We start from the raw sequence: 13,331 nt of genomic DNA, 5'->3' as shown, positions 1-13,331 counted from the left end.
GCGTAAGCCGCCCGCACCGCGCCGAGGCAGAATAACGGCCGTCTGCGCACTGCGGAGACGGCTGTGGGGAGACGGCCGGTAGGTAACGGTGCCCAGAAGACGGTGCCCAGAATATGGTGCCTAGGAGAAGACCACCAGGACCACTGCCACAAAGTGGGTGGCGAAGGCTGCCACAGTGAGGGCATGGAACAACTCGTGGAAGCCAAAGTGGAGGTGGCTGAAATTGGGCTTCTTGATCCCGTAAATGACGGCGCCGGCAATGTACATGGCCCCGCCCAGGCAAATTAGCAGCGTGGGTACTACCCCTGCTGCCCAGAATTCGGGGAGAAAAAACAGGGCTGTGATGCCCAAGAGCACGTAGATCGGGACGTAGAGCCAGCGTGGGGCGCGCACCCAGGCCACACGGAAGATGACTCCGGCGATGGCGCCAATCCAAATCATCCACAACAACAGCGTGGCGGTGGGTCGGGGCAGCATCAAGTAGGACAGCGGCGTGTAGGAGCCGGCAATGACCAGCATGATGTTGCTGTGATCGAGCCGTTTAAGAGTGGCCTTCGCTTTTGGAGACCAAGTGCCAAGGTGATAGAGCGCACTGGTGCCAAAAAGCAGTACGCCAGTAAATACATAAATGGCGCACGTGATTTTTGCCTCGGAACTCGGTGCCAGTACCACCAAAATGGTGCCTGCCACCAGAACCAACGGAGCAGTTCCAGCATGTAGCCAGCCGCGCCAAGAGGGCTTGTGTTCCGTGTTTGAAAGAGTGCTCATGGCAAAAATCATATCCCGCGCACCCATAGGGCTACCGGTGAGTAACAAGTATTTTGCTTTTTCTTGGCAGGATTCCCCGGTGCGTGCGGGTAATCTAGATCTAGCAAGATTCGTACGGCCGCAGGGCCATCATTCGCAAAGGTCCGGTGCATTCTCATGCGGTTGTCCACCGCGTCCATGCGGATGCCAAAGATTCTCTACAACTTCTATGAACGGCGCTTGGCAAGATCTCTTGATCTGGACAGCGTGCCCGGGCACATTGGCGTCATGGTCGATGGCAACCGCCGCTGGGCCAAACAGTTCAATGCCCCCACCAGCCAGGGTCACCAGGCCGGTGCGGATAAGATTCTGGAATTTTTGGGCTGGTGCCAGGACCTCGGCATCAAGGTGGTCACGCTCTATATGCTTTCCACCGACAATATGAGCCGCTCGCCCGAAGAGCTGGATGAGCTCATGGCCATCATCGCCAACACCCTGGATGTACTCGACGCCGACGCTGACATTAGCGTTCACGCCATGGGCGCCCCGGAACTACTGCCCGAATATTTGGCCGCCCGGCTCTCCACACTGACTGAACGGGTCCCGGCGCAGGAACGCATCCACGTCAACATGGCTATTGGCTATGGTGGCCGGCGTGAAATTATTGACGCCGTCCGGGAACTCCTCCATGACGCGGACTCCGCGGGGCGCACCATGGCGGAGGTTGCCAACTCTCTGAGTGTTGATGACATCTCCAAATTTCTCTATACCCGCGGCCAACCCGATCCTGATCTGGTGATCCGTACCTCGGGGGAGCAGCGCCTCTCCGGGTTCCTCATGTGGCAGAGCGCCTATAGCGAGTTCTACTTCTGCGAAGCGCTCTGGCCGGCCTTCCGCAAGATCGATTTCCTCCGCGCGCTGCGCGACTACGCGGGCCGCAGCCGGCGCTTCGGCAGCTAGGCCAGCGCGCAGTGCAGAGCCATCACCGCTCCGAGATACTCCTTGCCGCCGTCCTTTCCAGCGCCGCAGGATTTGTTGATGCCGTGGGATTCATTCATTTGGGCGGCTACTTTGTCTCCTTCATGAGCGGAAACTCCACACGGGGTGGCACGGCACTGGCCCAAGGTAACTGGCTGGGCTTCACCCTCGCCTTCGGGCTGGTGGCCGCGTTTCTCATAGGGGTGGTGAGTGCCTCGATCCTGCGCCGGATGGTCCCGTCCCGTAAACGGATGGCGGTGCTGCTGTACGTGAGTGCGGCACTGGTCTGCGCCGTCGTACTTTTTGATCTGGGGCTGGGGGGATGGCTTGCCCCGGCCATCATGGCGCTGGCCATGGGCGCTGAAAACGTCATTTTTGAGCGCGACGGCGAGGTCAGCATCGGTCTGACCTATATGACAGGCACGTTGGTGAAAATGGGTCAGCATCTGGCCACAGCACTGACCGGGGGGCAACGGTGGCTGTGGCTGCGCTATGGCCTGCTCTGGCTCTCGCTGACGGCAGGCTCCATCATCGGCGGCTTTGCCTACCTGACGCTTAATCTGAACGCCTTGTGGATTGCCGTGGCCGTCCTGGTTCTGGCGGTTCTGATCAACGGCAGGATTAGCTGGCACTCACCAGGAGCCCCTGAGGTTTCCGGAGGTTCTTAGACCCTCCGGAGGGTTGGAGCAGACGTGGTTGAAACCATGAACCTTGAACAGCAATCCCAGCGCCGGCACACAACGGCCGCCTTGCGTACGTACGTTATTGACACCTCCGTTTTACTCTCGGACCCACGGGCGGTGACACGTTTCGCCGAGCACCAGGTGGTGGTGCCGATTGTGGTGGTCGCCGAGTTGGAACGCAAGCGCCACGACCCCGAGTTGGGCTACTTTGCCCGCACAGCACTGCGGCTCTTGGATGAGTTGGGCGCAGCTCATGGCGGCTTCGCCACAACCATTGCTCTAGGGCACTGCGGCTGGAGTACCGCAATGAACTCGTGGCAGATTCGGGATGGACTGGGGTGGCAGAGGTGCAGGCCACGGACGCTGAGATTCAGAGCCTTTACAACCATGAAGGCGTCTCCATCCCCGAAGCTGACGTGCAACCGGTGAACACTTCCCTGATTCTTTCAAGCAACCGTAGATATGCACGGCCGCTCCGCTGAGCAGCGCTTGGCCTTGGACCTACTGTTGGATCCTGAGGTGGGGATTGTCTCTTTGGGTGGGCGGGCCGGAACCGGCAAGAGCGCCCTGGCCTTGTGCGCGGGGCTGGAAGCAGTGTTAGATGCGGAACGAGCACCGCAAAGTAGTGGTGTTCCGGCCACTATACGCCGTGGGAGGGCAGGAACTGGGGTATCTGCCGGGCTCCGAAAGTGAGAAAATGAACCCGTGGGCGCAGGCCGCTCCCTCCACGATTCCTTTGTCATTGTGGATGAGGCTCAGTCATTGGAGAAAAATGTGCTGCTGACCGTCATGAGCCGGATAGGCCAGCGATCCAAGATTGTCCTCACCCACGACGTCGCTCAGCGGGATAACTTGCGGGTGGGCAGACACGACGGCGTGGTGGCGGTAGTGGAAACACTCAAGGGGCATCCACTATTTGGCCATGTGACACTCACTAGGAGCGAACGCTCGCCTATTGCGGCGCTCGTGACGGAGTTGCTGGAACGGGCAGAGATCTAGGCTACTGATCCGGGCCCAGTTCCCACGGGATGTGGGCCCGGACATCGGTCAAGCCCATGCTGACCTCTTCAAAAAGGTCATCGAGCATGTACTCATCAATACCCAGAAGCACCATCCAGTGCCCTGCCCCGGCACTGTCGCCATCGAGTGACTGGGAGGCCACACAAATCCCCGTCTCCAGATCGATGCGGACGGCTGTGCGGCCCGGAAACAGCAGCGGCGCGTCAGCAAAGAGCGGACGGTAACTGGAATTAGGTGTGAGCACCGCTTCCACGGCGTCCCTGCCGTGGTGAGTTACCACGGCGATGTCCGCAATTTCAGCCACATTGGCGAAGGGTGCTTCCAACGGAACAGGGCGTTCCCCTGTCAGTTCCACCGGATCGAGGGCTGCAGCGGCCCGGCCGGAGCCATAGGCGGGTTCGCCGTAGCGAGCCTCGGGGCGGCGCACCACGAATCCTTGGCTATCTTTGACTGGATTGACCAGTGAGGGCTGCAGCAGCCACGGTTTGCGGTTTCCGCTGATAAAGAGGGAGTCCCGTGATTCGTTGATCTTGGTGGTGCTGGCCAACAACTTCCCCTCCAACGTCTCTACCCGCAACGCTCCGGGACGGCGCACCCAGCAATTTATGGACAACGTGGGATCTTTGTCTTCGACCAGCCCGCGCGTGCGCTCATCAATGCCGGGAGTAGTCTTTACTTCGGCGCCAGCCACAGCTAGCGGCACCCACGAGTTTCCGGAGCCACCGTAGGCGGAGCTGGGAAACTTCCTATGCAGTTCAAAGCGCACGCTCTGCCAGCGCCACGGGGAGGAGCGGGCAAGATGTCGAAAGGCATCGGCAGTGAAGGTGGGGGCACTCATAACCACAGCTTAGCCCCGTGGCTGGCCATTTTGGCCCGCAGCAGGAGGCGATGGCGTAGCATCGCGCTTATGGTCACAAGACTGCTGGATTTCTGGGAAGGAAACTCCCTGGCGCTGCTCTGTGCTCTCGCCGCCAGCCTGTATCTGCTGTGGCTGGCCCTGGTGCTGAGCGTTATCGATATCCGCACCCATACCCTCCCCAACCGTTATGTACTTCCGGCCTATCCCATTGTTGCGGCGTTGCTGCTGACGGCAGCCATAGCTGCTCAGGCACCAGGGCATGCGTTCCGGGCCGCCGGCGGAGCGCTGGCCATGGCTGGTCTGTATTGGTTGTTGTGGGCGATCTATCCGGCCGGGATGGGTTTTGGGGATGTGAAACTGGCAGGAGTGTTGGGCCTGTTTCTGGGATTTCTGAGTTGGCAACATGTTGTTTTCGGGATTGCCGCTGGATTTGTTGCCGGCGGTCTTTGGGGCATGCTGCTGATTGTGAGCCGCAAGGGCACGGCCAAAACGGCAATACCCTTTGCCCCCTCCATGATCGCTGGCACACTGGCCACCATGCTGCTGCTCCCTGCCTGAGCGCACGCCGCCACAGTTAGCGGTCCTCTCATTTGGGGTGATCACACCCGCAGGGCGGCCGTCTCCGGAGTCAGCCGCCACCAGATGGAAGGTGCCGCTGCCTCAGCGGTGTCATCCCCTGGGGATAGGCTGGGCGCATGGGATCACCGGAATTCATTCTCAAGCTCCGCGAAAAGATCGGCCATGATCCGCTCTGGCTCCCGGGGGTGCGCGCCGTAGTTTTTGACGACGCCGGCCAGGTGCTGTTGGGCGAGAGGGCTGATACCGGTGGCTGGGCGCTCATTACCGGTATCTTGGAGCCGGGGGAGGAGCCGGGCCCCGGCATGCTGCGCGAAATACTGGAGGAGACCGGTGTGAGTGCCCGGATTGAGCACCTGCTGGGGGTGGCGGCCGTGGGGCCGGTCACTTTCCCCAACGGCGATGTCTGTGATTTCCTGAACATCGAGTTTATTGCCCGCTACGTAAGCGGAACGGCCTGCGTCAATGACGACGAATCCCTCGCCGTAGGCTGGTTCGCCCTGGACGCACTCCCACCCCTGCGCCCCGGCCATCTGGACTGTATTCACCGGGCGCTCGCCTTCAATGGCGAACCTCACTTCCAGCGCTAGCGAGGCTTAGGCACCCGCCTCGCCAGGGCGGACTACGGTTTGTCAGGGCCTTGCGCAGACTCATCCTTGGCGAGTAGGAGAGTGTCCGTGCCGCTGGGGTCCGTTGCTGATGCCGGATTGCCGGAAGCAGCCTTGTTCGCGGTGCGCTCTGCCTCCAAACGCTCGGCTTCGGCACCGCCTACGGCCTCGCCGCGGGCCACCATGCCGGAGGTGTCTGAGAGTGGAATAACCTTCATGAAGATGGCCAGCACCAAGGCCACTGCCATGAAGGGAACCAGGTACCAGAACACGGGGGCCAGGGAATCGGCATAGGCGTTGATGATGCCGTCCTGGATGGACTGCGGCAGTTGGTGCAGCGCCTGCGGGTCAAGGCTGGACATGGAGTTGCCAGCGTCTTCCGGGGACGCGCCAGCTTCGGTGAAGACCTTGGTGAGTGACTCGGCCAGGCGGGTGGTGAACATGGCACCAAAAACGGCCACACCCAATGCGGAACCAACTTCACGGAAGTAGTTGTTGGTGCTGGTTGCGGTGCCCAGCTGTGCAGGCGGCACGGAGTTCTGTACCACGATGACCACGATCTGCATGATCAAGCCAATGCCGGCACCGAACACGAACAGCTGGGCACAAATAACCCAGATGGGGGTCTCGGCGGACAGTGTGGTCAGCCACAGCATGGCAATCATGGTCACGAGAGAACCGGCAATGGGGAAGGCCTTGTACTTGCCGGTCTTGGTCATGCGGATACCGGACCAGATGGAGGTGCCTATCAGGCCCACCATCATGGGCAGCATCAACAGTCCGGAGACGGCGGCGGAGGTGCCCGTGGACATTTGCAAGAATGTGGGCACAAACGCGATGGCGGCAAACATGCCCATGCCCAGCACAAAACCAATGGCCGTGGAGTTCAAGAAGATGGGGTTCTTGAACAGGGACAGCGGGATGATGGGATCTTCTGCCCGGGCCTCGGTGACGATGAACAGGGCAACGGCTGCGATCATGCCGGCGCCCCAGCTCCACGTTGTTAGTGAAGTCCAGCCACCGGCCTTACCGCCGAAATCGGTGAAGAAGATGAGGCAGGTGGTAGCGATGGACAAGAACACCACACCCATGAAGTCAATCTTCTGTGTGGCTTTCTTGGAGGGCAGCGTCAGGGCAAAGAATGCCACGATGAAAGCGGCAATGCCGATCGGGATGTTGATGTAGAACGCCCATTCCCAGGTCAGGTGGTCTACAAAGTAGCCGCCCAGCAGGGGACCGGCAACGGCGGAGAGGCCGAAGATGGCGCCCAGCGGGCCCATGTACTTGCCGCGCTCATTGGCAGGGACAATGTCTGCAATGATGGCCTGCGAGAGGATCATCAAGCCGCCACCACCCAAACCCTGCATGGCGCGGAAGATCACAAAGCCCCAGAAATCCGTGGCAAACGCGCAACCAATGGAGGCGAGGGTGAAGATGGCGATGGCGGCCAGGAACAGGTTCCGCCGTCCCAGGATGTCACCCAATTTGCCGTAGATGGGCATCACAATGGTGGTGGCCAGCAGGTACGCGGTGGTGATCCACGTCTGGTGCTCTACACCGCCGAGCTTGCCCACAATGGTGGGCATGGCGGTGGAAACAATGGTTTGGTCCAGACTCGAGAGCATCATTCCGGCGATCAGCGCGGAGAAGATGATCCAGATCCTCTTTTGGGTCAACAGGAGGGGTTCCCCTGCTTTGAGTGCAGTACTCATGGACTTCCTTCAAAGGTGGTGTGTGACAAGGTGAAAAGTTTTTGGGCCGTGGTGATATTCGCGGCGAGGAGGCAGGCGTAGGAGGAGGTGTTGTCCTCGGAAAAGAACGCCATGCTGGCACGCTGTGAACAGGTACCGAAGAGGGCTGCTGCCATGCGCGCCATCGGATCGTCTACGGGAAGCTGTTCGCGTTGGGCTATCAGTTCGGCGAACTCCTGCTCACGGGCATGGGCACTTCCTATCACCTTGATCATGAGCTGGGGTTCTTTTTTCATGGCCGCCAGGAGATCCTGAATGTGTCCCCTGGAGAAGTCCATTTGCTCCGTCATGGCGCAGGCGAGGGTAAATAAATCCTGCACGAGGGTGGTGCTCAATGGCCACGGTTCACCTGCGGGATTGCCTTCGGGGTCCTTGTCCGCTTTTCCGCACGCAAGAAATACAGCCATGGCATCTGCAGGAAATTCATCTTGCAAGTAGCCGATGATGGCGTCTTCCTTGGACGGAAAATAGTTGAAGAACGTCCGCCGGGACACCCCAACTTCTTCACATAACTGCTCTATGGTGAAGCCGTTGAGGCCGCTCTGGGCAGTAAAAATCCGCGCCGCCTTGGTGATGGCGGAGCGGGTTGCCTCGCGTTTGCGGGCGCGCAGGCCGTGGGCCTGGCAGAGTTTTGCACTTTCAGTCACAAAGTAAAAGTTTGCACTATTAACCGCAAAGTGCAAAATCAATACGTGGTGAGCTGTGCCATAGGCCCGCGGCCTTTAGAAACGGCGGAGGGACCCGCTCCATGTAAAGTGCAGCGGGTCCCTCCGTGGCGGTGCTGAGTGTGCGGTGCTTAATGCGCAGTACTTAATGCGCGGTGTGCAGGAATTACTTGGGTGCGCGAGTCATGGCCATGACGTCCAGGCCCTGATCCAGCTGGTCCATGGTCAGTTCGCCGCGGTCCACGAAGCCCAGAGCCAGGACGGCTTCACGGATGGTCAGGCCTTCCTTGATGGCGTGCTTGGCGATCTTGGCGGCGTTCTCGTAGCCGATGTACTTGTTCAGCGGCGTCACAATGGACGGTGAAGCCTCCGCCAGGAAGCGGGCGCGCTCAACGTTGGCACTGAGGCCGTCAATCATCTTATCCGCCATGACACGTGAGGTGTTGGTCAGCAAGCGGATGGACTGCAGCAGGTTCGCGGCCATGACCGGGATGCCCACGTTCAGCTCGAAGGCGCCGTTGGTGGAGGACAGCGCAATGGTGGTGTCGTTGCCAATAACCTGGGCGGCAACCATGATGGCGGCCTCGCAGATCACGGGGTTGACCTTGCCGGGCATGATCGAGGAGCCGGGCTGCAGATCGGGGATGGAGATTTCGCCCAGGCCCGTGTTGGGGCCAGAGCCCATCCAGCGCAGATCGTTATTGATCTTCATGATCGAGTACGCAATGTTGCGCAGCTGGCCCGAGGCCTCAATGAGGCCGTCGCGGTTGGCCTGTGCCTCGAAGTGGTTGCGTGCCTCGGTCAACGGCAGGCCGGTGTCCTGTGCGAGCAGGGCAATGACGCGCTGCGGGAAACCAGCGGGGGTGTTGATGCCCGTGCCAACCGCGGTGCCGCCGAGGGGGACCTCTGCCACGCGGGGCAGGGCGGACTCCACGCGTTCAATGCCGTAGCGGATCTGGGCGGCGTAGCCACCGAATTCCTGTCCGAGCGTGACGGGGGTGGCATCCATCAAGTGGGTGCGGCCGGACTTGACGATGTCCTTGAATTCCTCGGCCTTGCGCTCCAGTGATTCAGCCAGGTAAGCAAGGGCCGGAACAAGATCATTGATCAGGGCGGAGGTGGCCGCAACGTGGACCGAGGTGGGGAACACGTCATTGGAGGACTGTGAGGCGTTGACGTGATCGTTCGGGTGCACCACCTTTTCGGAGCCGGCAGCAGCCAGGGCCTTGTTGGCCAGAGTTGCCAGGACCTCATTCATGTTCATGTTGGAGGAGGTTCCGGAGCCGGTCTGGAAGACGTCGATCGGGAAGTCGCCATCAAACGTGCCGGAAGCTACCTGATCGGCGGCGCCCTCAATGGCGCGGGCCAGCTCAGCATCCAAAACACCCAGTTCGGCGTTGGTGGTGGCGGCAGCCTTCTTGATGCGCGCCAAGGCTGCAATGTGGGCTGACTCCAAGGTCATGCCGGAAATGGGGAAATTCTCCACAGCGCGCTGGGTCTGGGCACTGTACAGGGCGTTGGCCGGAACCCGGACCTCGCCCATGGTGTCATGTTCAATACGGAATTCTTGTGCGGAGGCCGGGGCAGTATCAGTCATGACATCCACCCTATCGCCGCCGCCCCCAGGTTCGAAAACCCTGCCCGTGTCCACCCGGGGATTCGCGCAGGCCAGCCATTGACGAAAGGCGGGGACAAGAGCGTCACGTACGTGCCGCTCTCGTCCCCGCCTCAGCGTGGGGGGCGCTAAATCTGGGGTACTAAGGCTCGGGTATTAGCCGTGGATGTGGCCGTTGCTGTAGACAAGATCGGCCGTGCCGTCATTGAGGCGGTACGTCAGGCCCACCACTGCTGTGCGCTGGCGGGCAACGGCACTGGCGATAATGGGGGAGTTTTCCACCAGGCGGGCTGCCGTCTGCTTGACGTGCTCTTCTACCATGTCATTGACGGAACTGCCCTGATCCTTGCGCAGTGACGCCAGCACCGAAGGGGTGATGCGCTCCACGAGGTCGCGGACAAAGCCGGCAGGCATCTTTCCCGTGTCCACGGCGGACTTGGTGGCCGTGACAGCACCGCAGCTGTCGTGACCGAGCACCACAATGAGCGGCACATCCAGGTATTCCACGCCGTACTCCAATGAGCCCAGGGCGGTGTTGTCCACAACATGACCGGCCGTGCGCACCACAAAAGCATCGCCCAAGCCAAGGTCAAAGATGATTTCAGCGGCAAGGCGCGAATCTGAGCAGCCAAAGATCATGACGAAGGGGTGCTGATCGGAGAGCAGTGACGTGCGCCGGGCAGCGTCCTGGTTGGGGTGGTTGGAGGTGCCACTTACAAACCGGGCATTGCCATCCATCAACGTCTCCCAGGCTTGCGCCGGAGTTTGAGGGTGCATTGCGATTGCGATTGCGGTGCTGTTGCCGTCTTCTCCACCGGTCATGAGTTGTTGCCCTTCGTAGTTGAAATGCTGGAGCTGGAGTTGGAGCGTGCCGGTCCGGCGGCGGGGTTGGTGGTGCCAGCCCCAACCGGTGCCGTGCTGCTGACGTTACTTGCCGTTGCTAAGCGAGTCGGTCGCGGCCTTGGCCAGGAAGTCAAAATCGGCGAAATCCGCAGCACCAGTCAAAATGACGGTGTTATCTCCGGAGTTCAAGATCAAGCTGCGGTCCCCTTTAGGTTTATCACGCACTTCCCACTCGTGCCCATTGATGGCCCGAGTGCCCGTAATAGGGGCGTTGGAAGACTGGTCTGCTGTCCACGTGGGGTTGGCCGTGATGGACTGGCGCAAGGCAATGAAAGTGTTACTTGCCGTGACGTAACCAACGTCCCAAAAAGCCACACCATCTGCACCGGCAGGGTTCCACCGAGCGTAGTTGGCGTACCAACCATCGGGCAGAAGCGGGGCCACAGGGGCAAAGCCGGCCGTATCTGCGGCATGCTTGGCAACCGCGGAGACGTCAATGTCCATGCGGTAGCTCTCGGCTTTTTGCTGAGGGTTAAGCCACACAATAGTCAACACAATGGCGATGGTAGAGAAAATGGCCAAGAGCATGCCAACCAGTGAAGCATTGGCGCGTTTTGCTGCTCCGGCGGCAATGGTGGGCTTGAAGGGCGGGGTAGGGCTGGAATCACTCACCTCCCCATCTTCCCAGATGTGGAGAGCCAAAGCGTCCCGCTGGAGGCGCTGTGGCGCACCTCACGGCTTTTTGTTTCACGCAGTCACCTATGATTGCTTGAGTAGGCAATAAAACGCCAGGACTGCGTGCAAAAGCGCACAGCAAAACTGCGCCTACCTGAACAATGGGGTTTAAACGTGGCTGAAAAAGCAGCACAGATGGATTATTCGCAATTGTCCCGATCATTGGCCGTCGGTGACGATGAGCCGGACCGCAACCTGGCGCTGGAACTGGTCCGTGTAACGGAAGCAGCCGCCATTGCAGGTGGCCACTGGGTAGGTTTTGGCGAAAAAAACCTTGCCGATGGTGCCGCCGTGGACGCCATGCGCTCGCTCCTTTCAACTGTCCACTTCAACGGTGTTGTGGTCATTGGGGAGGGTGAAAAAGATGAAGCTCCCATGCTCTATAACGGTGAAGTTGTTGGTGACGGATCCGGACCAGAGTGTGATGTGGCTGTTGACCCGATTGACGGCACCCGGCTGACCGCCATGGGCATCAACAATGCTCTCGCCGTTTTGGCTGTGGCTGAGCGCGGCACCATGTTTGATCCCTCCGCCGTGTTTTACATGGAGAAGTTGGTGACGGGCCCCGAGGCTGCGGACATGGTTGATCTGCGCTTGCCCGTGAAGCAGAACCTGCACCTGATTGCCAAGGCCAAGGGTGTGAAAATTAACCAGCTCACGGTGATGGTCCTTGACCGTGACCGTCACCAGGGCCTGATCCAAGAAATTCGCGACGCCGGTGCCCGGACCAAGATCATCCTCGACGGCGATGTTGCCGGGGCCATTGCTGCTGTCCGCCCCGGAACCGGTGTTGACGCTCTCATGGGTATTGGTGGAACCCCTGAAGGGATTGTGGCGGCCTGTGCCATGAAGACCCTGGGCGGCGTCATTCAGGGCCGGCTCTGGCCCACTGACGATGACGAGAAGCAAAAAGCCATTGATGCCGGCCACGATCTTGACCGGGTTTTGTCAACGAATGACCTTGTCACCAGCGATAATTGCTATTTCGCAGCCACTGGCATCACTGACGGAGACCTGCTTAAGGGTGTCCGTTACGATAAGGGCCGTGTCCTGACCCAGTCCATCGTGATGCGCTCCAAGTCCGGAACCATCCGCTTCGTGGAGGGCGAACACCAGGCAGCCAAGTGGGAGACCTACGCCCGCCGCGGCTAAGCACCAGCTAACGGAGCCGGGTCACGCGGCCTGCGGGACCCGGCACCAGCAGTAGCCGGTAGGGTTGAAGCATGACTTTAAGTGTTGTGCCGTGCCTTGTCCGTGACGAGTGGGATGCCGTAGTGAACTCGCAGCAGGGCCACCCCATGCAGCTGTGGGGTTGGGGTGAGACCAAAGCTGCCCACAACTGGAGTGTGGATCGTGTTTTGGTCAAGGACGGCCAGATGCTTGTGGGCTCCGCACAGATCCTGCTGCGCTCACTGCCCGTACCCTTCCGCTCGTTGGCGTACCTCGCGAGAGGACCACAGGCGGAGCCGGGCCGGGAGCATGAAGTGCTTGACGCCGTGGGCCGGTATGTGAAGGCCACCCACAAATCCGTGGCGCTGAGCATTGAACCGGATTGGGACGCGGATACCGTGGCCGTGGCCACCCTGCCCGCAACGGGCTGGACTCCCAGCCCCACCAGCATCCTCATTCCGCGGACCCTCATTTTGGATCTGACCCGCACCGAGGAGCAGTTGCTGGCGGCCATGAGCAAGAAGACGCGCCAGTACATTCGCAAGTCCAGCAGGGAGGCGCTGGTGTACCGCGCTGTCACAGCCGCCGAGCTTCCCCTGTGCATGGCCGTGTACAAGGAAACCGCCCAGCGTGCCGAATTCGGTATCCACGAGGACGCTTATTACAGTGACATTCTGGCGAATTTGGCGCAGGGATCACCCATCTATGGCGCGTTTGACGGCGAGAAACTGGTGGCATTCCTGTGGCTCGCGTCAAGCGAGTCCACCGCGTTTGAGCTGTATGGCGGCATGAGCGAGGAAGGCAGTGTGCTGCGGGCAAACTTCTCCCTGAAGTGGCTGGCTATCCAGGAGATGAAGGCGCGGGGGATACGCCGCTACGATTTCAACGGCCTGCTCAATGACGGTGTTTCGAAGTTCAAATTTGGCTTCGCCGACCATGAGAACATGCTCGCAGGCACCTGGGATCTGGGGCTTTCTCCGCTGTACCCCGTGTTCGCCAAGGCCCTTCCCGTGGCACGCCGCTCGCTCAAGAAGGTCCGCGGACTGCTCAAGCGCTGACGTTCGGGCGCGGTGACTCTCAG

At 60.3% G+C, this 13,331-nt stretch carries 13 protein-coding genes and 1 pseudogene; 7 read left to right on the top strand and 7 right to left on the bottom strand.

Annotated elements, in window-relative coordinates:
• Nucleotides 1-120: 120 nt before the first annotated feature.
• Nucleotides 121-768, bottom strand: a complete 648-nt coding sequence (locus RY113_RS08250) for a hemolysin III family protein (protein ID WP_315914198.1) — start codon at nucleotides 766-768, stop codon at nucleotides 121-123.
• A gap of 177 nt (nucleotides 769-945) precedes the next feature.
• On the opposite strand from RY113_RS08250, the gene RY113_RS08245 reads away from it, so the two are divergent.
• The 3 genes and pseudogenes from RY113_RS08245 (at nucleotide 946) to RY113_RS08235 (ending at nucleotide 3,407) form a co-directional block, all read left to right on the top strand.
• Nucleotides 946-1,707, top strand: coding sequence for an isoprenyl transferase (locus tag RY113_RS08245; protein WP_110104932.1), 762 nt, complete (start codon nucleotides 946-948; stop codon nucleotides 1,705-1,707).
• Nucleotides 1,708-1,718: 11 nt separating this feature from the next.
• Complete coding sequence (locus RY113_RS08240) at nucleotides 1,719-2,393, top strand: YoaK family protein (RefSeq protein ID WP_110104657.1); 675 nt, start codon at nucleotides 1,719-1,721, stop codon at nucleotides 2,391-2,393.
• A 36-nt stretch (nucleotides 2,394-2,429) separates the two neighbouring features.
• Nucleotides 2,430-3,407: pseudogene (locus tag RY113_RS08235) on the top strand (PhoH family protein).
• Between the two features lies 1 nt (nucleotide 3,408).
• Here RY113_RS08235 and RY113_RS08230 read toward each other — a convergent pair.
• Nucleotides 3,409-4,266, bottom strand: a complete 858-nt coding sequence (locus tag RY113_RS08230; protein WP_315914197.1) for a hypothetical protein — start codon at nucleotides 4,264-4,266, stop codon at nucleotides 3,409-3,411.
• Nucleotides 4,267-4,335: 69 nt separating this feature from the next.
• Here RY113_RS08230 and RY113_RS08225 point away from each other — a divergent pair, with 69 nt between their 5' ends.
• Together RY113_RS08225 and RY113_RS08220 are read left to right on the top strand one after the other, a co-directional pair.
• Nucleotides 4,336-4,845 carry an A24 family peptidase gene (locus tag RY113_RS08225; RefSeq protein ID WP_315914196.1) on the top strand — a complete coding sequence of 170 codons (510 nt, stop codon included), beginning with the start codon at nucleotides 4,336-4,338 and terminating at the stop codon, nucleotides 4,843-4,845.
• A 137-nt stretch (nucleotides 4,846-4,982) separates the two neighbouring features.
• Nucleotides 4,983-5,453 carry an NUDIX domain-containing protein gene (locus RY113_RS08220; protein ID WP_110104654.1) on the top strand — a complete coding sequence of 157 codons (471 nt, stop codon included), beginning with the start codon at nucleotides 4,983-4,985 and terminating at the stop codon, nucleotides 5,451-5,453.
• A 32-nt stretch (nucleotides 5,454-5,485) separates the two neighbouring features.
• Here the strand turns inward: RY113_RS08220 and RY113_RS08215 are convergent, their stop codons facing one another.
• The 5 genes from RY113_RS08215 to RY113_RS08195 all read right to left on the bottom strand — a co-directional run bounded on the left by RY113_RS08215 (nucleotide 5,486) and on the right by RY113_RS08195 (nucleotide 11,017).
• Nucleotides 5,486-7,183: an MDR family MFS transporter gene (locus RY113_RS08215; protein WP_315914195.1), complete on the bottom strand. Its 1,698-nt coding sequence runs from the start codon at nucleotides 7,181-7,183 to the stop codon at nucleotides 5,486-5,488.
• Nucleotides 7,180-7,869 carry a TetR family transcriptional regulator gene (locus RY113_RS08210; RefSeq protein WP_315914194.1) on the bottom strand — a complete coding sequence of 230 codons (690 nt, stop codon included), beginning with the start codon at nucleotides 7,867-7,869 and terminating at the stop codon, nucleotides 7,180-7,182. Before RY113_RS08210 ends, RY113_RS08215 begins: the two co-directional genes overlap by 4 nt.
• Nucleotides 7,870-8,053: 184 nt before the next feature.
• Nucleotides 8,054-9,484 (bottom strand): class II fumarate hydratase, encoded by a 1,431-nt coding sequence (locus RY113_RS08205; RefSeq protein WP_110104652.1) that lies wholly within the window; start codon nucleotides 9,482-9,484, stop codon nucleotides 8,054-8,056.
• 174 nt (nucleotides 9,485-9,658) lie between these two features.
• Nucleotides 9,659-10,324: a carbonic anhydrase gene (locus RY113_RS08200; protein ID WP_281268032.1), complete on the bottom strand. Its 666-nt coding sequence runs from the start codon at nucleotides 10,322-10,324 to the stop codon at nucleotides 9,659-9,661.
• 105 nt (nucleotides 10,325-10,429) lie between these two features.
• Entirely contained in the window at nucleotides 10,430-11,017 is a 588-nt protein-coding gene (locus tag RY113_RS08195) for a DUF4245 domain-containing protein (RefSeq protein WP_315914193.1), read from the bottom strand.
• 198 nt (nucleotides 11,018-11,215) lie between these two features.
• Here RY113_RS08195 and glpX point away from each other — a divergent pair, with 198 nt between their 5' ends.
• Together glpX and RY113_RS08185 are read left to right on the top strand one after the other, a co-directional pair.
• Nucleotides 11,216-12,232, top strand: a complete 1,017-nt coding sequence (gene glpX, locus RY113_RS08190; protein WP_110104929.1) for a class II fructose-bisphosphatase — start codon at nucleotides 11,216-11,218, stop codon at nucleotides 12,230-12,232.
• A gap of 71 nt (nucleotides 12,233-12,303) precedes the next feature.
• On the top strand, nucleotides 12,304-13,308 hold the full coding sequence (locus RY113_RS08185) for a peptidoglycan bridge formation glycyltransferase FemA/FemB family protein (protein ID WP_315914192.1): 1,005 nt from the start codon (nucleotides 12,304-12,306) through the stop codon (nucleotides 13,306-13,308).
• The last annotated feature ends 23 nt before the right edge of the window (nucleotides 13,309-13,331 follow it).

Origin of the sequence: Arthrobacter sp. lap29, from assembly GCF_032458965.1 — a bacterium.
Classification (GTDB): domain Bacteria; phylum Actinomycetota; class Actinomycetes; order Actinomycetales; family Micrococcaceae; genus Specibacter; species Specibacter psychrochitiniphilus.
Note: the sequence above shows the minus strand (reverse complement) of the source record. Positions and strands in the feature narration are given on the sequence as shown.

Coding starts and splice junctions, on each gene's coding strand:
- RY113_RS08250 (WP_315914198.1), bottom strand. CDS start 768: ATGAGCACTCTTTCAAACACGGAACACAAGCCCTCTTGGCGCGGCTGG.
- RY113_RS08245 (WP_110104932.1), top strand. CDS start 946: ATGCGGATGCCAAAGATTCTCTACAACTTCTATGAACGGCGCTTGGCA.
- RY113_RS08230 (WP_315914197.1), bottom strand. CDS start 4,266: ATGAGTGCCCCCACCTTCACTGCCGATGCCTTTCGACATCTTGCCCGC.
- RY113_RS08225 (WP_315914196.1), top strand. CDS start 4,336: ATGGTCACAAGACTGCTGGATTTCTGGGAAGGAAACTCCCTGGCGCTG.
- RY113_RS08220 (WP_110104654.1), top strand. CDS start 4,983: ATGGGATCACCGGAATTCATTCTCAAGCTCCGCGAAAAGATCGGCCAT.
- RY113_RS08215 (WP_315914195.1), bottom strand. CDS start 7,183: ATGAGTACTGCACTCAAAGCAGGGGAACCCCTCCTGTTGACCCAAAAG.
- RY113_RS08205 (WP_110104652.1), bottom strand. CDS start 9,484: ATGACTGATACTGCCCCGGCCTCCGCACAAGAATTCCGTATTGAACAT.
- RY113_RS08200 (WP_281268032.1), bottom strand. CDS start 10,324: ATGACCGGTGGAGAAGACGGCAACAGCACCGCAATCGCAATCGCAATG.
- glpX (WP_110104929.1), top strand. CDS start 11,216: ATGGATTATTCGCAATTGTCCCGATCATTGGCCGTCGGTGACGATGAG.
- RY113_RS08185 (WP_315914192.1), top strand. CDS start 12,304: ATGACTTTAAGTGTTGTGCCGTGCCTTGTCCGTGACGAGTGGGATGCC.